We start from the raw sequence: 21,677 nt of genomic DNA, 5'->3' as shown, positions 1-21,677 counted from the left end.
GCCGGGTAAGGCGAAGCCGCCACCCGGCACAACCGCACTAGCTAAACATCACCTGCGCCCAGCGCGCCAGACCGGCGGTAACGGAGCCAAAGTCATCCCCACCGGCAATCGGAATGCCCGGCAGCTGTTCCGCCAGCGCTTTCTTGATCAGCGGTGAACGGGCGCTACCGCCGGTCAGGTAGATCACATCCGGCTTCTCTTTGCCGTTCTCCAGCGCAAGCTGGACTTGCTCCAGAATGCGCTGCAGCGGCTGAGCAAGCGCCGTCTCCAGCCCCTCCTGTGAAATCGCCGTGGCCAGCTCCTCGCTGATAAACGGCAAGGAGACCGCCTGTTCAGGACGGTCGGAAAGGGCGATTTTGCACTCCTCCGCAGTTCGCACCACGCGGTAGCTAAGGCGCTGACGCCAGACTTTATAGAGCAGGGCGACCTTCTCGGCATCCTGCGCGTCGCGCACCAGATCGTTGAGGAAGCGCCCGTTCGCGGTGCTGTAAAAATCACTCTGCGCCGGAACGTCGTTGATGGCAATCGCGTTCCACCACGGCAGGATCGGCAGGGCAATGCCTTTTTCAGTTTGCCCGCCCATGCCCAGCAGCGGCATCAGGCTCTTGAAGGCCAGGGCGATATCCAGATCGTTACCGCCTACGCGGCAGCCGCTGTGCCCGAGCAGGCTGTTTTCGCGGTCACGACGGTGATGCCACTGCGGTCCCATTAGCAGAAGCGAGCAGTCCGTTGTACCGCCCCCGATGTCGACGACCAGCACGCGCTTCTCTTCCGTCAGCGTGGCTTCAAAATCCAGCCCCGCCGCAACCGGCTCGTACTGAAACACCACGTCGTGGAATCCCGCCCGGTGCGCCGCACGTTCAAGGATCCCCTGCGCCTGCTGGTTGGCTTCGTCACCGCCCAGCCCCTGGAAGTTGATCGGGCGGCCAATCACCGCCTGGGTGATAGTATCCGGCACCTGCGACTGCGCCTGATTGCGGATATGCAGCATCATGGCGCACACCAGATCTTCAAACATCGCCACCTGCTGCGGCTTCAGGCCGCTCGCGCCGAGGAAGGACTTTGGCGATTTAACGAAGTAGACCTCTTCCGGGTCTTCAATGTAATGCCCGAGCGAGGAGAGGCCAAACTGCACGCTGGAAGGGGTAACGTCGATGTCTTCCTCGCGGTTAAAGCTGACCGCCCGACGCAGCAGCGCCTGGGTCTCCGCCGCGGTAGCCGGAACCTGATGGTGGCGGAACAGCCACTCGCTCACCGCTTCGCGCGTTGGCGCGCAGAGCATTGACGGCAGCAGCGTGCTCTCTTTTTCCATTTTCAGAAGCTGCGGTTGGCCGTTTTGCATGATCGCAACCGAGCAGTTTGCCGTACCGTAGTCAAAACCAATAAACACGATTAATCCCCATGCCGGTGAGAAGGGGCGAGACTTTAACGAAATGTCTGCATCGCGACAACAGGAATATGAAAGCAAGGCGAAACAAGGTCTTTCCGTTTATGCTGATAAAAATAAAAAAGGAGCAGCGATGTATACCCTGACGTGGCAACCCCCTTACGACTGGCAGTGGATGTTTGGCTTTCTCGGCGCTCGTGCGGTGACGGGCATTGAAACCGTCACGAGAGACTACTACGAGCGCAGCTTTGCCTGCGACGGCCATCAGGGGATATTTCGCGTGACGCCGGATATCGCTACCCATACGCTGATTGTGACGCTCAGCCCGGGGTTGGTTCCGGTTGCGCAGACGTGTCTTGAACGCATCGCGCGCCTGTTCGATCTCGCCTGTAACCCGCAGCACATCGCGGATACGCTGGGGGATCTCGGCGCTGCCCGCCCCGGCTTGCGTCTGCCGGGGGCGATGGATGCGTACGAGCAGGGCGTCCGGGCCATTCTCGGGCAGTTGGTCAGCGTGGCGATGGCGGCGAAACTGGCTTCCCGCGTTGTCGCCCTGTGCGGTGAGCCGGTGAAGGATGCACCGGGTTATGTCTGCTTTCCCTCCCCGCAAGCGCTGGCCGCTGCCGATCCGCTGGCGCTCAAGGCGCTCGGGATGCCGGTAAAACGCGCGGAGGCGCTGATTCATCTGGCGCAGTCGGTTGTTGACGGGACGTTTCCGTTGACGCCGCCTGAGGACGTTGAGGCGGGCATGAAGGCGCTACAGCAGCGGCCGGGCATCGGACGCTGGACGGCAAATTACCTGGCCCTGAGAGGCTGGCAGGCGAAAGATGTGTTCCTGCCGGATGATTATCTGATTAAGCAACGTTTCGCCGGGATGACTCCCGCGCAGATCCGTCGTTACGCCGAGCGCTGGCAGCCGTGGCGCTCCTACGCGCTGCTGCACATCTGGTATACCGACGGCTGGACGCCGTCAGTTGATGGCGAAATAACTGGTGTTGAGCAGTAGATCCAGCGGCTGCGGCTCGGCGATGGTGTCGCCATAGATAAAATCAATGCCGATGCCAGAAAGCGTATCCATCATGATGGGCTGGTTGCAGGGGCCCGCGATGGTTTTCATCCCCAGACGCTGGGCGTGGCCCTGAACGATGGTCACCATCATCTCATCCATCAGATTACCATACACGTTGCTCACCACCTCGGCGTCGAGCATCAGATAATCGGCCATGTTCTGGCTCAGGTGGCTGAAGACGTTCATGTCGCGCCCTATCTGGCTGAAGATCACCCGGCATCCCGCCTGGCGAAGCTTTTGCAGCCCTCGCTGCAGATTCTCATCCGGATTACACACCACGTCGCTCGCGATAACCAGATGCAGCAGACGGCCCGGCATGGGGCTGTTATCGAGCAGGTCGAGGAGTTCATCAACCAGCGTTACGCTGGCTAAACCGGCGGCAGAAAGCGGCAGTGCTACCCCCATCCCTTTACGGGCGACCTGTGCGGCAGAGGTGCGGAAAAACTCACCAAAGATACGTCTGTCGAGGGCGTGCAGCAGTTCGGGCTCCGCCAGACCAGAACGGAAGGCGTGCTCCTCCTGGACTTCACCCTGGCTGGTCCACAGGCGTAGCGAAATCAGCCAGAAGTTACAGCTTTCCGGTATGCGCGGGGAGGCGACGCTGCGGGCTATCATCATCAGATGATTGTCTTTGATCATATGCCACTGTTCGTCCAGCGACATCATGCTGCGCGCGCTCCGATCCCGCTCCTGCTGCGGTTCGTACACCGTCACGATGCCGCGGCCGCTGTTTTTCGAGGCATAACAGGCAATATCCGCCTGCGACATCACTTCTGACGCCTGGTTATTATGCTCATCAATCAGCGTGATCCCTGCGCTGGCGCCAATCCGGTGCAGGCGACCTTCCCACATAAAGTGATAGTCATTGATGGAATGGATCAAACGCCCGGTGATATAGCGCGCGCTCTCAATATTGCAGTCCGGCAGCAGCAGCCCAAACTCGTCGCCGCCCAGGCGCGCCAGCACGTCGCTGGAGCGAAGCATGGTTAACATCATGGAAGAGAGTTCCCGCAGCAGGGCATCTCCCGCCGCATGGCCTGCGCTATCATTGACGGCTTTGAAGCGGTCCAGATCGATAAAGACCAGCGCATGACGCTGACGCGTCTCGCGAACGGTTTGCAGAAGCCGTTTGAGATGCTTTTCGAAGCTGACCCGATTTGCCAGGTGGGTAAGGGCATCGTGCGACGCGCTGTAGCTTAGCTGACGCAGCATTTTGCGCGACTCGGTGACGTCCTGAATAACGATCACCGAGCCAATACTGTGCCCATCAAGGGTACTGAGTGGCGTAATGCTGTAGTGGATATCAAACGATCCGCCGGTGCGGCAGTTCAGCACTACATCCTGGTCGATATCGGAGCGTGACATATCGCCGCTGTGAATATTCTCCATCAGCGGGCCCCGTTCCCCAAAGGTGATGTGTAACACCTTCAGGATCGGCTGGCCGATGGCCTCGGTCTGCAGCCAGCCGCTCATCTTCTCGGCGACCGGGTTCATAAAGGTGACGTTCATGTCGATATCGGTACAGAGCACCGCTTCGCCGATGGAGTCGAGCGTGATGTGCAGGCGCTCTTTTTCCTGAAACAGCGCTTCGTTAAGCTCCTTCACCTCGGTCATGTCCATATTGATGCCGAGCAAACGTTCGACTTCACCCTCTTTATTCAGCACCCGGTTTGCCAGGGATCGTATATGGCGCACGCCTTCCTTCACGCGGATACGGAATTCAAGCTTAAACGGCAGACGCGAAACCAGTGAATCCCGCAGTACCTGCTCCGCATGGGCGCGATCTTCAGGCAATATTCTTTCGTGCCAGAGCTGCCAGGTGGGCTTGATGTGCGGCGGAATTTCATACAACTCAAACATCCGCTTATCCCAGCTGATGATGTCTGGCTCCAGATCCCACTCCCAGATGCCGATGCCGCCCGCTTCGTTGGCCAGCGTAATGCGCTCCATCAGGCGCTTATTGACCCACTCGGTCTGCTTCAGATCGTTAATGTCTTCAATCTGGGCGATGAAATAGAGCGGCGAGCCATCGGCATGGCGCACGACGGAGACGGCCAGAAGCGCCCAGACGACCTCTCCGTTGCGCGTGTAATAGCGCTTTTCAAGGGTGTAGGTGTTGATCTCGCCGTTGACCAGCTGCTCCAGCTGTTCCAGGTCGGTATGCAAATCTTCCGGCCAGGTGAGCTGCTGGAAGGTGAGCGACTGTAGCTCGGTCTGGCTGTAACCGAGGAAATTGCACAGCGCCTTGTTGGCCTGAAGCCACTGGCCCTCCATGCTGACTAACGCCATACCGATGGCGGAATACTCCATTGCATTACGAAAGCGCTCTTCGCTCTCGGTGATGTGTTTGCGTTCGGCACGGAAGGCATACATCACCATGGTCATCACGTTAGCGGGGAGGAGGAGCATCAGGAACGGCAGCCACGGCGCGTTCATCATCGGCCCGGCATGTTGGGTGGTCAGCGCCGAAGGGTTATGGGCAATCATCAGTGAAACGACCATCACGGTAACCAGAAACACCATGAACGCTTCCATCCGCGGCAAGCGCACGGCGCTCCACATCAGCAGGACAATCACGCAGGTAAAGGGCCACGGCAGCCAGGTGATGGATGCCCAACTGAGGGCCAGCGTTACGGCCATGGTAACCAGGGTTTCCAGCAGCAATCTCGGGTCACGGTGGCGGAGCAGGTAATGGGATTTAAACAGCAGCCCCAGCGGCACCAGCGCCAGCGCGCCAATGGATTCAGATAGCACCCAGACGATGAAATTACGCAGCGGCTCAGGGCCGGGGATCAGAAGCGTCATCAGAATACCGCCCACCAGCGGTGGCACCACCGCGCTGCCTATTGCCAGGCGGATCCAGTCGTTTAAATTTTGCAGCGGGTTGTACCACGGAAGCAGCTTGCGCAGTAATACGGCACCGATGATGGCCTCAATAACGTTTATTGCGGTGTAGGTGGGGTTTATCGACGCCCAGGAGAACACCATCCACGAGGCCAGAATATTGCCAAATGAACAGGCCAGGGCTATCCCGGGCCACATTTTTCCTGCATGGCGGTAAAACGCCACCATCATAATGGCGGTAGGAAACCAGAGTGGCGCCAGCAGGGTACCGAAGCGGGTAAGCTCCAGCGAAAATAAGGTAAAGATAAAGGTGACCAGGCCCAGACAGACAAGTCGTAATAAAGGATGTGGGGTGGTAACCAAAACCCGCTGGTATTGTTTATTCATTACCGCTTTATCCAGAGACGCCATGCCGTCAGGAGAGAAGTGCGCACGAGTGAATTTGATAATTTGGTTTATGCTAGTACAAACAATTTACAATTCATATGGCGACTGCTCATAATTTGACATCATAGACTTATTAAATAGTTACTCGCTAAAAAATTCCTGTTAAACGCTGAAAAAACGGTCATTAAAATTTCTCTCAGGGATCAATGCGCCACTTTTCAGCCTGTCTCGCAGAACCTGCGCATTCGACTGGTATCACGCCCGCGAAATCCCTATAATTGCCGCGTTTGACGCTCCGGCGTCGTCCTTCCTTAACATCCAGGTTATTCAGGTCGCTAAATTTATGACTGATAAGTCTCATCAGTGCGTCATTATAGGCATCGCCGGCGCATCGGCTTCAGGTAAAAGTCTAATTGCCAGTACGCTTTATCGCGAACTGCGTGAACAGGTAGGTGATGAGCATATCGGCGTCATTCCCGAAGACAGCTACTACAAAGATCAATCCCATCTGTCGATGGAAGAACGTGTAAAAACCAACTACGACCACCCGAATGCGATGGATCACAGTTTACTGTTCCAGCATTTAGAAGCGCTTAAGAGCGGCCAGGCGATCGAACTGCCCGTTTACAGTTACGTAGAACACACCCGTACCCAGGAAACGATCCGCATCGAGCCGAAGAAGGTCATTATCCTTGAAGGCATCCTGCTCCTGACCGATGCCCGCCTGCGTGAATCCATGAACTTCTCCATCTTCGTCGATACCCCGCTGGATATCTGCCTGATGCGCCGCATCAAGCGTGACGTTAACGAGCGCGGCCGTTCGATGGACTCCGTCATGGCGCAATACCAGAAAACGGTCCGTCCGATGTTCCTGCAGTTTATTGAACCATCCAAACAATACGCCGATATCATCGTGCCTCGCGGGGGCAAAAACCGCATTGCTATTGATATCTTAAAAGCGAAAATCAGCCAGTTTTTTGAATAAGCCGCGCGAATTGTGTACCGTTCAGAGATAACCTGGTTTTACCCTGAGCGTTCAACGGCTCAGGGTACGATGCATGAAAGGAGAAAGTACCATGCGTCTTTGCGATCGTGATATTGAAGCCTGGCTGGATGAAGGCCGCTTGTCTATTACCCCACGTCCCCCCGTGGAGCGTATCAATGGGGTGACCGTTGATGTACGGTTGGGGAATAAATTCCGCACCTTTAGCGGTCATACCGCGCCGTTCATCGACCTCAGCGGGCCGAAGGATGAAGTCAGCGCCGCGCTCGATCGCGTCATGAGTGATGAAATCATCATTGACGAAGGCGAAGCTTTTTATCTGCACCCGGGTGAACTGGCGCTGGCGGTGACGTATGAATCCGTGACCCTGCCTGCGGATCTCGTCGGCTGGCTTGATGGCCGTTCTTCTCTGGCCCGCCTGGGGTTGATGGTTCACGTGACCGCGCACCGTATTGACCCAGGCTGGTCCGGCCGTATCGTGCTGGAGTTCTTCAATGCCGGTAAACTGCCGCTGGCGCTGCGCCCCGGAATGATGATCGGTGCGTTAAGCTTTGAACCGCTGACAGGCCCGGCAGACAGGCCTTATAACCGCCGCCAGGACGCAAAATACCGCGACCAGCAGGGTGCGGTTGCCAGCCGTATTGATAAAGACTGATCGTTAAGTCCATTGAGGATGCCATGAGAAGAGTTCTGACAACGCTGATGATTTTGCTGGTAGTGCTGGTTGCTGGCCTTTCGGCGTTGGTTCTGCTGGTTAACCCGAATGATTTCCGCGCTTACATGGTGCGGCAGGTCGAGGCACGCAGTGGTTACCAACTGAAGCTTGACGGGCCGCTGCGCTGGCACGTCTGGCCGCAGCTCAGCATTCTCTCTGGCCGCATGTCGTTAACCGCGCCGGGCGCGGCACAGCCGCTGGTCTCTGCGGACAACATGCGTCTCGATGTGGCGCTGATCCCCCTCATCTCCCATCAGCTGCAGGTTAATCAAGTGATGCTGAAGGGCGCGGTCATTCAGCTTACCCCGCAGACCGAAGCCGTGCGCGACGCGAATGCGCCAGTTGCGCCGCGCGAGAATACCTTACCGGATGAACCGTCCGATACGGGCTGGTCCTTTGATATAGGCAAACTGAAAGTGGCCGATAGCGTGCTGGTGTTCCAGCATGAGGATCAGGAGCAGGTCACCGTTCGCAACATCAACCTGCAGATGGAACAGGATGAACACCATCTTGCGTCGCTGGAATTTAGCGGACGGGTAAACCGCGACCAGCGCGATCTGTCCCTCTCGTTGAATGCAAACGTGAATGCGTCGGACTACCCGCATCAGCTGACGGCCGACATCCAGCAGCTTAGCTGGCAGCTGACGGGAGCGGATCTCCCGACCCAGGGGATCGCCGGGCAGGGGACGCTGCAGGCCGTATGGCGCGAAGAGCAAAAACAGCTGGCGCTGGATAACCTTAACCTGCAGGCCAACGACAGCAGCCTGAAAGGGCAGGCGAGCGTCACGCTCGACGATAAGCCGAAGTGGGTGCTGAACCTGCAGTTTGACAAGCTCAACCTGGAGAACATCCTGCCACCGGTGCCGGCAAGCGCAACGGACAGCGATGCCGTGCAGACGGGGCAAAGCCAGTCACCGGTGTCGCGTCCGGTTATCTCGTCCAACCTTGAACAGCCTGACTATAACGTGCTGCGCGGCTTCACGGCGGATATTCTGCTGAAAGCCAACAGCGTGCGCTGGCGCGGTATTGATTTTACCGACGTGAGCGGCCAGATGTTCAACCACAACGGGTTGCTGGTAATTTCAGAACTGAGCGGCAAAATGGGGGCGGGTCACCTGTCACTTCCGGGTACGCTGGACGTGCGTAAGGACGTTGCCAGCGCTGAATTCCAGCCGCGTCTCGACAACGTGGAGATAGGCAGCATCCTCAAAGCCTTTAACTATCCGATATCCCTGACGGGTCAGCTGACGCTGGCGGGCGATTTCTCAGGCACCAAAATTGATGCCAACGCCTTCCGCCGTGAGTGGCAGGGCGAGGCGCATGTTGACCTGAAAGATTCGCGAATGGAAGGGCTCAACTTCCAGCAGCTGGTTCAGCAGGCGGTGGAGCGCAGCAGCGATGTTAAAGCCCAGGAAAACTACGACAGCGCAACTCGCCTCGACAGCTTCACCACTGACCTGACGCTGGATAAAGGGGTGCTGACACTGGACGGAATGCAGGGAACTTCATCTATGCTGTCGTTAACCGGAGAAGGCTCGCTGGATCTCGTCAAAGAGACGGCGGACACGCGCTTTAACGTCCGGGTGCTTTCCGGCTGGCAGGGCGAAAGCAAGTTGATTGACTTCCTCAAAGAGACGCCGGTTCCGCTTAGCGTATACGGCAAATGGCAGGCGCTGAACTACAGCCTTCAGGTAGATCAGATCCTGCGTAAGCATCTGCAGGATGAAGCGAAGCGTCGGCTCAACAGCTGGGCGGATCGTAATAAAGATTCCCAGAACGGCAAGGATGTGAAGAAGCTGCTGGATAAGCTTTGACGGCGGTGCGGCCTGAAGCCCTCACCCAGACCCTCTCCCACGGGAGAGGGAGCAAACACAAAAACGGCAACGGGGTTGCCGTTTTGTTTTACCTAAACCTCAAAATCCAGCTCTTCCTCATCCCGCAGTGGAATAAGCTGCACTTTCTGCACGCGATGGTTTTCAATCTGCAGGGTTTTAAGCAGATAGTCGCCCACCTGAACCTCTTCTCCCGGCTGCGGGATGCGCTGCAAATACTCCATCAGCAGACCGGCAATGGTGTGGTATTCCCGTTTTTCATCCAGCGGTAGCGGCACGTACTGCACAAGGTCTTCCAGCGGCATGTGGCCGTTGGCCGTCCACGAGCCGTCAGCGTTTTTCTGAATGTCGTGGCGGGCATCAATCTCATCCACCTCGTTTGGCAGATTACCGGCGATGGTTTCCATTACGTCGCTGAGCGTGACCAGCCCTTCCACCGAACCAAATTCATCCACCACAAACGCGAAATGGGTGCGCGCGTTGCGGAACTGCTCCAGCGCGGAGAGCAGCGGAAGTGCTTCCGGGAAAACCAGCGGCTGGCGTACCAGCGCGCGGAGGTTGAGCGGCTCGCCGTGTAGCTGCTGCTGGAGCAGGTCAATCACGTGTACCACCCCCAGCAGCTCCTCTTCCTCTTCACCGCCGGTGACCACCACGCGGGTGTGCTGGTTTTTATCCAGCAGGGCGCGGATCTGCTCTTCCGGTGCCGTGAGGTCAATATGCTCAATGTCATGCCGGGAGGTCATGATGCTGCTGACCGTGCGCTGATTCAGGTTAAGCACCCGCTCGATCATCAGCCGCTCCTGCGGGTTAAAGATCTGCCCGTCGCTGTGATCGGCCAGCAGGGCAGAGGATTCGGCGTCCAGCTCGGCATCCTCTTTCCTGCCGCTCAACAGGCGCATCACGGTGTCGGCCGTGCGCTGGCGCAGGGTCTGATTCGCGGAGAGAAACCGGCGGCGGTTAAATATCGCCAGCTGGTTGAGCGCTTCAATCATGACGGAGAAGCCAATGGCGGCGTACAGGTAGCCTTTCGGAATGTGGAAGCCGAAACCGTCGGCGACCAGGCTGAAGCCAATCATCAGCAAGAAGCTGAGACAGAGGATCACGATTGTCGGGTGGCTGTTCACAAAGCGGGTCAGTGCTTTGCTTGCCATCACCATCAGCGTGATGGCGATAATTACCGCGGCCATCATGACGGCGAGATGGTCCACCATCCCGACGGCGGTAATCACCGAATCCAGGGAGAAGACCGCATCAAGCACCACAATTTGCGCCACCACCGGCCAGAATCTCGCCCCGCGTCGCTGGGTCGGGTTCTCGCTGTCCTTGCCTTCGAGCCGTTCGTTAAGCTCCACCGTGGCTTTGAACAGCAGGAACAGCCCGCCGAAGAGCATGATCAGGTCGCGCGCGCTAAAGCTCAGGCCGCGAACGGAGAACAGAGGCTGAGTGAGCGTGACCATCCAGGAGATAGAGGCCAGCAGCAGTAAACGCATCACCATCGCCAGCAGCAGACCCGTCACGCGCGCGCGGTCGCGCTGGGAAGGGGGCAGTTTTTCAGCGAGGATGGCGATAAACACCAGATTATCAATACCGAGCACTAATTCGATGACGACCAACGTCACCAGCCCGGCCCAGATTGATGGATCGGCAATCCATTCCATAGTAATAGCAATACCTTCTGTTATATGACGAATGTCACACTTCGATCATGGATAAAGCTGGGGGAAAATGCAATGTCGGGCTGAGATTTCTCTTAATACGATGCGTAAAAAAGAGAGCAGTCTCAGGTGAGTGTAAATAAGCAAAATACGTATATTTTATTATTCTGAGTGCTTTTTAGGATATATCGCAGATAATGGTTTTTACTCTCTTTTTGTCAATATAAAGAAAATCCTAAAAGGTCAAAACTTTGCTCTTAATATTAATCTTAAAAACAGATATTAGGACAGTTGTCTCCTTGCCTGCTATTAGGTTAGCTGCAACAATTCTCCCAGCATCAAATGTTAAATCTTGTTGTTGCTATTATTGTTTTGGTCTTCGGAATGGTCATTCATTATCCGTTGTGTATTTCAAGCGGCTGATATATTTCCAGAAGACCTTACTCAAGAGGGTGTCTATCCATAACACATTGTTTAGTCAGTGGATTGGTAACTGAAAGCCAAGGGCGGTAGCGTGCCTGAAAGCGTGTAAATCAGCCTCGATTATTCTGTCAATAGCCAATGGATGAATAAGCTTTTTTTAGGACTGATGCCAGTTATATTTCTATTTGATTAACTGCATGCTGAAACCCAATACGTCTCAGGCTTATTTAAATTGCACAGGATAATTACTCTGCCAAAGTGATAAATAATCAATGATGAAATCCAAAATGAAATTGATGCCATTATTGGTGTCTGTGACCTTGATGAGTGGTTGCACGGTCTTTCCCGGCAGCAATATGTCAACAATGGGTAAGGATGTGATCAAGCAACAGGATGCCGATTTTGATCTCGACAAAATGGTGAATGTTTATCCACTTACGCCACGTCTGGTCGAACAATTACGTCCACGTCCGAATGTTGCCCAGCCGAATATGTCTCTGGACCAGGAAATTGCCTCCTATCAGTATCGCGTGGGGCCGGGCGACGTGATCAACGTGACCGTCTGGGACCACCCTGAACTGACCACGCCAGCGGGCCAGTACCGTAGCTCAAGCGACACCGGGAACTGGGTACAGTCAGATGGCACCATGTTCTATCCGTACATTGGTAAAGTACATGTCGCCGGGAAAACGCTTGCCGAGATCCGTAGTGATATTACCGGCCGCTTAGCGCAGTACATCGCCGACCCGCAGGTGGACGTTAATATCGCCGCATTCCGCTCGCAAAAAGCCTATATCTCCGGTCAGGTGAACAAATCCGGCCAGCAGGCCATCACCAACGTTCCGCTCACCGTTCTGGACGCCATTAACGCCGCGGGCGGCTTAACCGACGGCGCCGACTGGCGCAACGTGGTGCTGACCCACAACGGCAAAGAGCAGCGCATTTCGCTGCAGGCGCTGATGCAAAACGGCGACCTGACCCAGAACCGCCTGCTCTATCCAGGCGATATTCTCTACGTACCGCGCAACGACGATCTGAAAGTCTTCGTGATGGGTGAAGTGAAGAAACAGAGCACCCTCAAAATGGACTTCAGCGGCATGACCCTGACCGAAGCGCTGGGCAATGCTGAAGGTATCGATCTGACCACCTCTAACGCGACCGGTATCTTCGTCATCCGTCCGCTGAAAGGTGAAGGCAGTGCGAAGGGCAAGATTGCCAACATCTACCAGCTGGATATGTCCGATGCGACGTCTCTGGTGATGGCGACGGAGTTCCGTCTCCAGCCATACGATGTGGTTTACGTCACCACCGCGCCGGTTGCCCGCTGGAACCGTCTGATCAACCAGTTGCTGCCAACCATCAGTGGCGTTCGCTACATGACGGATACGGCGCGCGACATTCATACCTGGTAATCCGCGATGTTTAACAAAATTCTGGTGGTATGCGTGGGGAACATTTGCCGTTCCCCCACGGCTGAACGGCTGTTGAAACAGTACCAGCCCGAGTTAACGGTCGAGTCCGCAGGGCTGGGCGCGCTGGTGGGAAAAGGTGCCGACGAGCGCGCCACGAGCGTGGCCCGCGATCACAACCTCTCTCTTGACGGGCATATCGCCCGCCAGGTCACCGGCCGCATGTGCCGGGAGTATGACCTGATTCTGGCAATGGAAAAACGGCATATTCATGCGCTATGCGATATTGCTCCGGAGATGCGCGGCAAGGTGATGCTGTTTGGTCACTGGGACAACGAACGCGAAATCCCCGATCCGTATCGCAAGAGCCATGAAGCCTTCGAGGCGGTTTACACCTTACTTGACCAGTCTGCCCAACAGTGGGCGCAGGCACTGAAAGCTCAGCAGGGATAACAATGACAGAAAAAACAAGACCTTCTGCCGCCCCGACTTCGGGCAGTGATGAAATTGATATTGGTCGCCTGGTCGGCACGGTTATCGAGGCAAAGTGGTGGGTGCTTGGCATTACTGCCGTGTTTGCCGCAGCGGCCGTCGTGTATACGCTGTTCGCCACACCAATCTACAGCGCCGACGCGCTGGTGCAGATCGAGCAGAATACCGGCAACTCGCTGGTGCAGGATATCGGCTCCGCGCTGGCGAACAAACCGCCAGCATCCGACGCTGAAATTCAGCTGATCCAGTCGCGTCTGGTGCTGGGTAAAACGGTTCACGACCTCGGACTCGACATCTCCGTCACCAAAAATACGTTTCCGATCTTCGGTGCCGGCTGGGACCGTCTGATGGGGCGCAGCAATGACACCGTAAAGGTCACTGACTTTGTGCTGCCGAAAGGGGCGGGGGATCAAACCTTTACCCTGACGGTGCTGGGCCCGAAACAGTATCAGCTGACCAGCGATGCGGGCTTTAGCGCACGCGGCGAAGTGGGGCAGATGCTGAACAAAGACGGCGTTAGCATGATGGTTAGCGCGATCCACGCCCAGGAGGGCGGTGAATTCACCGTGACCAAATTCTCCACGCTGGGAATGATCAACAATCTGCAGAACAACCTGACCGTCACCGAAAACGGTAAGGACACCGGCGTGCTGAGCATGACCTTTACCGGTGAAGATAAGGATCAAATTCGCGACATCCTGAACAGCATTACCCGCAACTACCTTGAGCAGAACGTCGAGCGCAAGTCGGCGGAAGCGGCGAAAAGCCTGGCGTTCCTCGCTAAACAGCTCCCGGAAGTGCGTGCCCGTCTGGATGATGCCGAGAACAAGCTGAACGCCTACCGTCAGGATAAAGACTCCGTCGACCTGCCGCTGGAGGCGAAATCGGTTCTCGACTCGATGGTGAATATTGATGCGCAGCTCAACGAGCTGACCTTCAAAGAGGCAGAGATTTCCAAGCTTTACACCAAACGCCACCCGGCCTACCGCACGCTGCTGGAGAAGCGCCGCACTCTCGAAGAGGAGAAGGCGAAGCTGAACGACCGCGTGACCGCGATGCCGAAAACGCAGCAGGAGATCGTCCGCCTGACCCGCGACGTGGAATCCGGACAGCAGGTTTACATGCAGCTGCTGAACAAACAGCAGGAGCTGAAAATCACCGAGGCCAGCACCGTGGGTGACGTGCGCATCGTCGACCCGGCCATTACCCAGCCTGGCGTGCTGAAGCCGAAGAAAGCGCTGATTATTCTCGGCAGCATTATTCTTGGCCTGATGCTCTCTATCGTTGGCGTCCTGCTGCGCTCGCTGTTCAACCGCGGCATCGAAAGCCCGCAGGTGCTGGAAGAGAGTGGTATCAACGTCTATGCCAGCATTCCGCTGTCTGAGTGGCAAAAATCCCGTGACAGCGTCAAGACCATCAAGGGCGTTAAGCGTTACAAACAGAGCCAGCTGCTGGCCGTGGGTAACCCAACCGACCTGGCGATTGAAGCGATCCGCAGCCTGCGTACCAGTCTGCACTTCGCCATGATGCAGGCTAAAAACAACGTCCTGATGTTAACCGGCGTCAGCCCGTCAATCGGTAAGACCTTTGTCTGTGCCAACCTGGCGGCCGTGGTGAGCCAGACCAACAAGCGCGTGCTGCTGATCGACTGCGATATGCGTAAGGGTTATACCCACGAACTGCTGGGCACCAACAACGTGAACGGTCTGTCGGAAATCCTGCTGGGTCAGGGAGAGATTAGCCAGAGCGCCAAGCCGACCTCGATTCCGAGATTCGACCTGATCCCGCGTGGTCAGGTGCCGCCGAACCCGTCTGAACTGCTGATGAGCGAACGCTTCACCCAGCTGATTGAGTGGGCGAGCAAAAACTATGACCTGGTGCTGATCGATACGCCGCCAATTCTGGCCGTGACCGATGCCGCCGTGGTTGGCCGTCATGCGGGTACCACGCTGATGGTGGCGCGCTATGCGGTGAACACCCTGAAGGAAGTGGAAACCAGCCTGAGCCGCTTCGAGCAGAACGGCATTGAGGTGAAAGGGGTCATCCTGAACTCCATCTTCCGTCGTGCGACCGGGTACCAGGATTACGGTTATTACGAGTACGAATACAAGTCTGACAGCAAATAACAAAACACCCCCCCTCACCCTAACCCTCACCCCAGAGGGGAGAGGGAACTGTCCGGTGCCGCCTTTCACCCTCTCCCCTCAGGGGGAGAGGGCCGGGGTGAGGGGTAGGAGGAAAAGATGACCACACAACGCCCTTTAGTTTCTATCTATATGCCGACATGGAACCGTCAGCAGCTGGCGATCCGCGCTATTAAGTCGGTCTTACGTCAGGATTACGATAACTGGGAACTGATCATCGTTGATGACTGTTCTTCCTCGTATGAACAGCTGCAAAAATTTGTCACCGAACTCAACGATCCGCGCGTGATGTATACCCATAACCCGATTAACTCCGGGGCGTGCGCGGTGCGTAATCAGGCGATTATGCAGGCCAAAGGGCAGTATCTGACCGGCATCGACGATGACGACGAATGGACGCCGAACCGCCTGTCCGTCTTCCTTTCGCATAAAGAGCAACTGGTCACGCACGCTTTTCTGTATGCCAACGACTATGTCTGCCAGGGCGAGGTTTACTCGCAGCCCGCGAGCCTGCCGCTGTACCCGAAATCACCGTACTCTCGTCGCCTGTTCTACAAGCGCAACATTATCGGTAATCAGGTGTTTACCTGGGCCTGGCGCTTTAAGGAGTGCCTGTTCGATACCGAGCTGAAGGCCGCGCAGGATTACGACATCTTCTTGCGGATGGTGGTGGAGTACGGCGAGCCGTGGAAAGTGGAAGAGGCCACGCAGATCCTGCACATCAACCACGGGGAGATGCAGATCACCTCCTCACCCAAGAAGTTTTCAGGCTACTTCCATTTTTACCGCAAGCACAAGGACAAGTTTGACCGTGCCAGCCGGAAGTATCAGCTCTTTACCCTGTATCAGATCCGCAATAAGCGCATGAACTGGCGCACCCTGCTGACGCTGCTGTCGGTGCGTAACGGCAAGCGTCTGGCTGACGGGCTTCGGGGGAAATAATGTTTCTGGAAGATTGCCGCGCAAACAGCTGGAGCCTGCGCCCGTGCTGCATGGTTCTGGCGTACCGCATCGCGCACTTTTGCTCGGTGTGGCGCAAGAAAAACGTACTGAACAATATCTGGGCGGCACCCGTACTAGTGCTGTACCGCATCATCACCGAATGCTTTTTTGGCTATGAAATCCAGGCCGCTGCCACCATTGGCCGCCGCTTTACCATCCACCACGGCTATGCGGTGGTGATCAACAAGTTCGTGGTTGCGGGCGATGATTTCACCATTCGCCACGGGGTGACGATCGGCAACCGCGGGCCGGACAGCCTGGCCTGTCCGGTTATCGGCAATAACGTCGAGCTGGGGGCGAACGTGGTGATGATTGGCGACATTACGATTGGTAACAACGTGACGATCGGGGCGGGCAGCGTGGTGCTGGACAGCATTCCGGATAACGCGCTGGTGGTGGGAGAGAAAGCCCGCGTGAAGGTGATTAAATGAACATTCTGCAATTTAACGTACGCCTCGCAGAAGGCGGAGCGGCAGGCGTGGCGCTGGATCTGCACCAGCGTGCCTTGCAAAAAGGACTTCAGTCCCGGTTTATTTACGGCTACGGCAAAGGCGGCAAGAAAAGCGTCAGCCATGATAACTTCCCGCAGGTGCACAAGCACACGCCGCGTCTGACCTCTGTTGCCAACATTGCGCTGTTCCGCCTGTTTAACCGCGATCTGTTTGGCAACCTGAACAGTCTTTATCGCACCGTGACCCGCACCAGCGGCCCGGTTGTGCTGCATTTTCACGTGCTGCACAGCTACTGGCTGAATCTGGAAGAGGTGGTGGCGTTTTGTCAGAAGGTGCAGGCCCACAAGCCCGACACCCGCTTCGTCTGGACGCTGCACGATCACTGGAGCGTAACCGGACGCTGCGCGTTTACCGACGGCTGCGAAGGCTGGAAAGATAGCTGCCAGAAATGCCCGACGTTGAGCAACTATCCGCCGGTGAAGGTGGATCGCGCGCATCAGCTGGTAGACGGAAAGCGTCAGTTGTTCCGCGACATGCTTTCGCTCGGCTGCACGTTTATCTCCCCGAGCCAGCACGTGGCCGACGCCTTCAACAGCCTGTATGGGGCAGGGCGCTGTCAGATTATCAACAACGGTATCGACGTGGCCACGGAAGCCATCCTGGCCGAGCTGACACCGGTGGCGGAAACCGCGGGCAAACCGAAAATTGCCATCGTTGCGCACGATCTGCGCTACGACGGCAAAACCAACCAGCAACTGGTGCGCGACATGATGGCGCTCGGCGACAAAATTGAACTGCATACCTTTGGCAAATTCTCGCCGTTCGAAGGCGCTAACGTGGTGAATCACGGGTTTGAAACCGACAAGCGCAAGCTGATGAGCGCCCTGAATGGTATGGACGCGCTGGTGTTCAGCTCCCGCGTGGATAATTACCCGCTGATCCTCTGCGAGGCGCTCTCCATCGGCGTGCCGGTGATTGCCACCCACAGCGATGCAGCGCGCGAAGTGCTGGAAAAATCTGGCGGAAAAACCTTCGCCGCGCACGAGGTTTTGCCTCTGGTGCAACTGCCGAAGGCGCAGATCGCCGAGGCCGTTTTTGGCACTGACCTGGAATCGTTCCGCAACCGCAGCCGCAAGGCCTACAGTGGACAACAGATGCTGGAGGAGTATGTCTCGTTCTATCAGAATCTGTAGTTATCTGCTGCTGCCGCTGATCTACCTGCTGGTCAACGTCAAAATTGCCCAGCTCGGCGAAAGCTTCCCGATAACCATCGTGACTTTTTTGCCCGTTCTGCTTCTGCTGTATGTCGATAAAATCAACCTGAAGAAGCTGATGATTGCTCTGGGGCTGGGCACGGGTCTGACGCTGTTTAACTACATCTTTGGCCAGTCGCTGGATGCCAGTAAATACGTCACTTCAACCATGCTGTTTGTTTATATCGTTATTATTATTGGCATGGTCTGGAGTATTCGCTTCAAAACTATTTCACCGCACAATTATCGGAAAATCCTCAGGTTCTTTTATATTGCCGTTGCGTTAATTGTTGTGCTTGCCGCACTGGAAATGGCGCAGATTATTTTGACCGGTGGCAGCAGCCTGATGGAGATAATTTCGAAATATCTCATTTACAGTAACAGCTATGTACTGAACTTCATTAAGTTTGGTGGTAAGCGTACAACGGCGCTCTATTTTGAACCGGCGTTTTTCGCTCTGGCGTTAATCTCAATTTGGCTCAGCATCAAACAGTTTGGTATCAAAACGCCTAAGACCGATGCTATGATTCTTGCAGGAATCGTTCTGTCTGGATCGTTCTCAGGGGTAATGACATTTATCCTGTTTTACCTGCTGGAGTGGGCGTTCCAGTACCTGAACAAAGATGCGATTAAGAAAAAACTGCCGCTGGCGATAATCTCTCTGACGGTATTTTTAGTGGGCGTCATATTCGCGTTTCCGTACATTTCAGAACGTCTGGGTGATTTGGGAACGGAAGGGTCATCGTCCTATTATCGCATCATTGGTCCGCTGGTGATGGTGGGTTATTCCTTAACCCATATCGATGGTGTAGTAAGATTCGGCTCACTTTACGAATATGTTGCATCATTCGGAATCTTTAACGGTGCGGATGTGGGTAAAACCATAGACAATGGTCTGTATCTGTTAATTATTTATTTTTCATGGTTCGCCGTACTGTTGACGCTGTGGTATCTGTTTAAAGTTTTCAAAATGATGATCAACGCGTTTGGTGATAACCAGAACTTTCGCGTGCAGCTTTATCTTTTTACGCCGGTGTCGCTGTTTTTTACCGGGTCAATATTTAGCCCGGAATATGCTTTCTTGATTGTCTGTCCGTTTATTTTGCGTAAGGCGCTTAATATTACGAACGTATGACGAAATGAGGTGATTTATGTTTCTTAGCGTCATTACTGTCGCTTTTCGTAATTACGAAGGGGTGGTAAAAACCTGGCGCTCGCTGCGCAACCTGGCGCGCGATCCAAGCCTCACCTTTGAGTGGATCGTGGTCGACGGCGGCTCGAACGATGGCACGGCGGAGTTTCTGGAAAAACTCAACGGTGAATTCAACTTACGCTACATCAGCGAGAAAGATAAAGGCATCTACGATGCGATGAACAAGGGCATTACTATGGCCCAGGGCCGTTATGCCATCTTCCTCAACTCGGGCGATATTTTCCACGACGACGTGGCGCTGTTTGCTCGTCAGCTGGCGCGCCAGAAAGAGGATGCCATGTATATTGGCGATGCGCTGCTCGATTTTGGCGACGGGCATAAAGTCTGCCGCAGCGCCAAGCCAGGCTGGTATATCTACCATAGCCTGCCGGCCAGCCATCAGGCCATTTTCTTCCCGGTAAACGGTCTGAAAAAACAGCCTTACGATTTGCAGTACAAGGTGTCATCCGATTATGCGCTGGCCGCCAGCCTGTATAAATCAGGTTACCCGTTCCGTCGAATTAAAGGGCTGGTGTCTGAATTTTCGATGGGCGGCGTGTCAACGTCTAATAATCTGGAATTATGCCAGGATGCAAAAAAGGTGCAGCGTCAAATATTACGCGTGCCGGGATTCTGGGCGGAATTGTCTTATTTATTACGCCTGCGTACGACAGGTAAAACGAAAACCTTATATAACAAAGCCTGAATATAAGGAAACGCAATGCAGGATTTAAAAGGTTTCTCCGTGCCGAAAGGTTTTCGGGGCGGGAACGGTATTAAGGTACAGCTATGGTGGGCGGTTCAGGCAACCTTATTTGCCTGGTCGCCGCAAATACTGTACCGCTGGCGAGCCTTTTTATTGCGCCTGTTTGGCGCAAAAATCGGAAAAAACGTAGTTATTCGACCTTCGGTAAAGATTACCTACCCCTGGAAATTAACCCTCGGGGATTACGCCTGGGTAGGGGATGACGCGGTGTTATATACCCTGGGCGAGATTACGATTGGCGCAAATTCGGTGGTTTCACAGAAGTGTTATTTGTGCACCGGCAGCCACGACTTTATGAGCCCGCATTTTGATATTACCGCTTCGCCTATTGTGATCGGTGAAAAGTGCTGGCTGGCAACGGATGTTTTTGTTGCACCAGGTATTTCTGTTGGCGATGGCACGGTAGTCGGTGCCCGCAGCAGCGTTTTTAAATCGCTACCGGCAAATAAAGTTTGCCGTGGCAACCCCGCAGTGGTGATACGCGAACGCGTTGAAACTGATTAAATTCATAAGTAGAGGAATATAAACATGTCTAAAGTCGCTCTCATCACCGGCGTTACCGGGCAGGATGGTTCTTACCTGGCAGAACTGCTGCTGGAGAAAGGGTATGAAGTGCACGGTATTAAGCGTCGTGCGTCTTCTTTCAACACCGAACGTGTGGATCACATCTATCAGGATCCTCACGCGGCGAACCCGAAATTCCACCTGCACTACGGCGACCTGACCGATACCTCCAACCTGACCCGTATCCTGCAGGAAGTACAGCCGGATGAAGTGTACAACCTGGGGGCGATGAGCCACGTTGCGGTCTCCTTCGAGTCCCCGGAATACACCGCTGACGTTGACGCCATGGGTACCCTGCGTCTGCTGGAGGCGATTCGCTTCCTCGGTCTTGAGAAGAAAACTCGCTTCTACCAGGCATCTACCTCCGAGCTGTACGGTCTGGTGCAGGAAATTCCACAGAAAGAGACCACGCCGTTCTACCCGCGCTCTCCGTATGCGGTAGCAAAACTGTACGCCTACTGGATCACCGTGAACTACCGTGAATCCTACGGTATGTACGCCTGTAACGGCATTCTGTTCAACCACGAATCCCCGCGCCGCGGTGAAACCTTCGTGACCCGTAAAATCACCCGCGCGATCGCCAACATTGCTCAGGGTCTGGAATCTTGCCTGCACCTCGGCAACATGGACTCCCTGCGTGACTGGGGCCATGCCAAAGACTACGTGAAAATGCAGTGGATGATGCTGCAGCAGGAACAACCAGAAGACTTCGTTATCGCGACCGGCGTGCAGTACTCCGTGCGTCAGTTCGTTGAGATGGCTGCGGCGCAGCTGGGCATCAAGCTGCGCTTCGAAGGCACCGGCGTGGAAGAGAAGGGTATCGTTGTGTCCGTGACCGGCCACGACGCGCCGGGCGTGAAGCCAGGCGACGTAATTGTGCAGGTTGACCCGCGCTACTTCCGTCCTGCTGAAGTAGAAACCCTGCTGGGCGACCCAACCAAAGCGCACGAGAAGCTGGGCTGGAAACCAGAAACCACTCTGCAGGAGATGGTTTCCGAGATGGTGGCCAAAGATCTTGAAGCAGCGAAAAAACACTCCCTGCTCAAGTCTCATGGCTACGAGGTTGCCATCGCGCTGGAGTCCTGAGA

The 21,677-nt window shown here is 55.4% G+C and carries 17 protein-coding genes; 14 read left to right on the top strand and 3 right to left on the bottom strand.

Annotation, left to right across the window (positions count from 1 at the left end):
- Nucleotides 1-37: 37 nt before the first annotated feature.
- Nucleotides 38-1,390 (bottom strand): molecular chaperone, encoded by a 1,353-nt coding sequence (gene yegD, locus IM273_RS02035; protein ID WP_049000317.1) that lies wholly within the window; start codon nt 1,388-1,390, stop codon nt 38-40.
- A gap of 130 nt (nt 1,391-1,520) precedes the next feature.
- On the opposite strand from yegD, the gene alkA reads away from it, so the two are divergent.
- Nucleotides 1,521-2,393 carry a DNA-3-methyladenine glycosylase 2 gene (gene alkA / locus IM273_RS02030; RefSeq protein ID WP_049000314.1) on the top strand — a complete coding sequence of 291 codons (873 nt, stop codon included), beginning with the start codon at nt 1,521-1,523 and terminating at the stop codon, nt 2,391-2,393.
- On the opposite strand, the gene IM273_RS02025 is transcribed toward alkA, so the two are convergent.
- The gene (locus IM273_RS02025) at nt 2,358-5,687 is read right to left on the bottom strand and encodes a diguanylate cyclase (RefSeq protein ID WP_193051668.1); all 3,330 of its coding nucleotides are present in this window, start codon (nt 5,685-5,687) and stop codon (nt 2,358-2,360) included. The genes alkA and IM273_RS02025 overlap by 36 nt on opposite strands.
- A 343-nt stretch (nt 5,688-6,030) precedes the next feature.
- Between IM273_RS02025 and udk the strand changes: the two genes are divergently transcribed.
- The 3 genes from udk (at nt 6,031) to asmA (ending at nt 9,219) form a co-directional block, all read left to right on the top strand.
- Nucleotides 6,031-6,672, top strand: coding sequence for a uridine kinase (udk, locus tag IM273_RS02020; protein ID WP_008500855.1), 642 nt, complete (start codon nt 6,031-6,033; stop codon nt 6,670-6,672).
- A 91-nt stretch (nt 6,673-6,763) separates the two neighbouring features.
- Nucleotides 6,764-7,345, top strand: coding sequence for a dCTP deaminase (dcd, locus tag IM273_RS02015; RefSeq protein WP_028013805.1), 582 nt, complete (start codon nt 6,764-6,766; stop codon nt 7,343-7,345).
- Between the two features lie 23 nt (nt 7,346-7,368).
- A complete protein-coding gene (gene asmA, locus IM273_RS02010) occupies nt 7,369-9,219 on the top strand; it encodes an outer membrane assembly protein AsmA (RefSeq protein ID WP_193051669.1) in 1,851 nt (616 codons plus the stop codon).
- 92 nt (nt 9,220-9,311) lie between these two features.
- Here asmA and IM273_RS02005 read toward each other — a convergent pair whose 3' ends face one another.
- Nucleotides 9,312-10,895, bottom strand: a complete 1,584-nt coding sequence (locus tag IM273_RS02005; protein ID WP_047363153.1) for a TerC family protein — start codon at nt 10,893-10,895, stop codon at nt 9,312-9,314.
- Between the two features lie 692 nt (nt 10,896-11,587).
- On the opposite strand from IM273_RS02005, the gene IM273_RS02000 reads away from it, so the two are divergent.
- From IM273_RS02000 to gmd, 10 genes are all read left to right on the top strand, one after another.
- On the top strand, nt 11,588-12,727 hold the full coding sequence (locus IM273_RS02000; protein WP_014170829.1) for a polysaccharide export protein: 1,140 nt from the start codon (nt 11,588-11,590) through the stop codon (nt 12,725-12,727).
- Nucleotides 12,728-12,733: 6 nt separating this feature from the next.
- Entirely contained in the window at nt 12,734-13,177 is a 444-nt protein-coding gene (gene wzb / locus IM273_RS01995; RefSeq protein WP_045629833.1) for a low molecular weight protein-tyrosine-phosphatase Wzb, read from the top strand.
- A gap of 2 nt (nt 13,178-13,179) precedes the next feature.
- Nucleotides 13,180-15,342, top strand: coding sequence for a tyrosine-protein kinase Wzc (gene wzc, locus IM273_RS01990; RefSeq protein ID WP_041909110.1), 2,163 nt, complete (start codon nt 13,180-13,182; stop codon nt 15,340-15,342).
- A gap of 117 nt (nt 15,343-15,459) precedes the next feature.
- Nucleotides 15,460-16,302 (top strand): colanic acid biosynthesis glycosyltransferase WcaA, encoded by an 843-nt coding sequence (wcaA, locus tag IM273_RS01985; protein ID WP_028013800.1) that lies wholly within the window; start codon nt 15,460-15,462, stop codon nt 16,300-16,302.
- Nucleotides 16,302-16,793 carry a colanic acid biosynthesis acetyltransferase WcaB gene (gene wcaB, locus IM273_RS01980; protein ID WP_047363155.1) on the top strand — a complete coding sequence of 164 codons (492 nt, stop codon included), beginning with the start codon at nt 16,302-16,304 and terminating at the stop codon, nt 16,791-16,793. Before wcaA ends, wcaB begins: the two co-directional genes overlap by 1 nt.
- Nucleotides 16,790-18,007, top strand: coding sequence for a colanic acid biosynthesis glycosyltransferase WcaC (gene wcaC / locus IM273_RS01975; protein WP_182035428.1), 1,218 nt, complete (start codon nt 16,790-16,792; stop codon nt 18,005-18,007). The genes wcaB and wcaC overlap by 4 nt, the downstream gene beginning before the upstream one ends.
- Nucleotides 17,982-19,202, top strand: a complete 1,221-nt coding sequence (gene wcaD, locus IM273_RS01970) for a colanic acid polymerase WcaD (protein WP_028013797.1) — start codon at nt 17,982-17,984, stop codon at nt 19,200-19,202. The genes wcaC and wcaD overlap by 26 nt, the downstream gene beginning before the upstream one ends.
- 16 nt (nt 19,203-19,218) lie before the next feature.
- Nucleotides 19,219-19,965, top strand: coding sequence for a colanic acid biosynthesis glycosyltransferase WcaE (wcaE, locus tag IM273_RS01965; protein ID WP_028013796.1), 747 nt, complete (start codon nt 19,219-19,221; stop codon nt 19,963-19,965).
- Nucleotides 19,966-19,980: 15 nt separating this feature from the next.
- The gene (wcaF, locus tag IM273_RS01960) at nt 19,981-20,529 is read left to right on the top strand and encodes a colanic acid biosynthesis acetyltransferase WcaF (RefSeq protein WP_045260414.1); all 549 of its coding nucleotides are present in this window, start codon (nt 19,981-19,983) and stop codon (nt 20,527-20,529) included.
- Nucleotides 20,530-20,553: 24 nt separating this feature from the next.
- The gene (gene gmd, locus IM273_RS01955; RefSeq protein ID WP_003863514.1) at nt 20,554-21,675 is read left to right on the top strand and encodes a GDP-mannose 4,6-dehydratase; all 1,122 of its coding nucleotides are present in this window, start codon (nt 20,554-20,556) and stop codon (nt 21,673-21,675) included.
- The last annotated feature ends 2 nt before the right edge of the window (nt 21,676-21,677 follow it).

The organism is Enterobacter cloacae complex sp. P13B (assembly GCF_014895915.1).
GTDB lineage: Bacteria > Pseudomonadota > Gammaproteobacteria > Enterobacterales > Enterobacteriaceae > Enterobacter > Enterobacter bugandensis.
The sequence above is the reverse complement of the archived record's forward strand: the minus strand, read 5'-3'. Positions and strand labels throughout refer to the sequence as shown.

Excerpts from the sequence above, each read along its gene's own strand:
- wcaB (WP_047363155.1), top strand. The coding sequence starts at position 16,302 with ATGTTTCTGGAAGATTGCCGCGCAAACAGCTGGAGCCTGCGCCCGTGC.
- wcaC (WP_182035428.1), top strand. The coding sequence starts at position 16,790 with ATGAACATTCTGCAATTTAACGTACGCCTCGCAGAAGGCGGAGCGGCA.
- udk (WP_008500855.1), top strand. The coding sequence starts at position 6,031 with ATGACTGATAAGTCTCATCAGTGCGTCATTATAGGCATCGCCGGCGCA.
- dcd (WP_028013805.1), top strand. The coding sequence starts at position 6,764 with ATGCGTCTTTGCGATCGTGATATTGAAGCCTGGCTGGATGAAGGCCGC.
- alkA (WP_049000314.1), top strand. The coding sequence starts at position 1,521 with ATGTATACCCTGACGTGGCAACCCCCTTACGACTGGCAGTGGATGTTT.
- wcaA (WP_028013800.1), top strand. The coding sequence starts at position 15,460 with ATGACCACACAACGCCCTTTAGTTTCTATCTATATGCCGACATGGAAC.
- IM273_RS02005 (WP_047363153.1), bottom strand. The coding sequence starts at position 10,895 with ATGGAATGGATTGCCGATCCATCAATCTGGGCCGGGCTGGTGACGTTG.
- IM273_RS02025 (WP_193051668.1), bottom strand. The coding sequence starts at position 5,687 with ATGAATAAACAATACCAGCGGGTTTTGGTTACCACCCCACATCCTTTA.
- wcaD (WP_028013797.1), top strand. The coding sequence starts at position 17,982 with ATGTCTCGTTCTATCAGAATCTGTAGTTATCTGCTGCTGCCGCTGATC.
- IM273_RS02000 (WP_014170829.1), top strand. The coding sequence starts at position 11,588 with ATGATGAAATCCAAAATGAAATTGATGCCATTATTGGTGTCTGTGACC.
- wzc (WP_041909110.1), top strand. The coding sequence starts at position 13,180 with ATGACAGAAAAAACAAGACCTTCTGCCGCCCCGACTTCGGGCAGTGAT.
- wcaF (WP_045260414.1), top strand. The coding sequence starts at position 19,981 with ATGCAGGATTTAAAAGGTTTCTCCGTGCCGAAAGGTTTTCGGGGCGGG.
- wcaE (WP_028013796.1), top strand. The coding sequence starts at position 19,219 with ATGTTTCTTAGCGTCATTACTGTCGCTTTTCGTAATTACGAAGGGGTG.
- asmA (WP_193051669.1), top strand. The coding sequence starts at position 7,369 with ATGAGAAGAGTTCTGACAACGCTGATGATTTTGCTGGTAGTGCTGGTT.
- wzb (WP_045629833.1), top strand. The coding sequence starts at position 12,734 with ATGTTTAACAAAATTCTGGTGGTATGCGTGGGGAACATTTGCCGTTCC.
- gmd (WP_003863514.1), top strand. The coding sequence starts at position 20,554 with ATGTCTAAAGTCGCTCTCATCACCGGCGTTACCGGGCAGGATGGTTCT.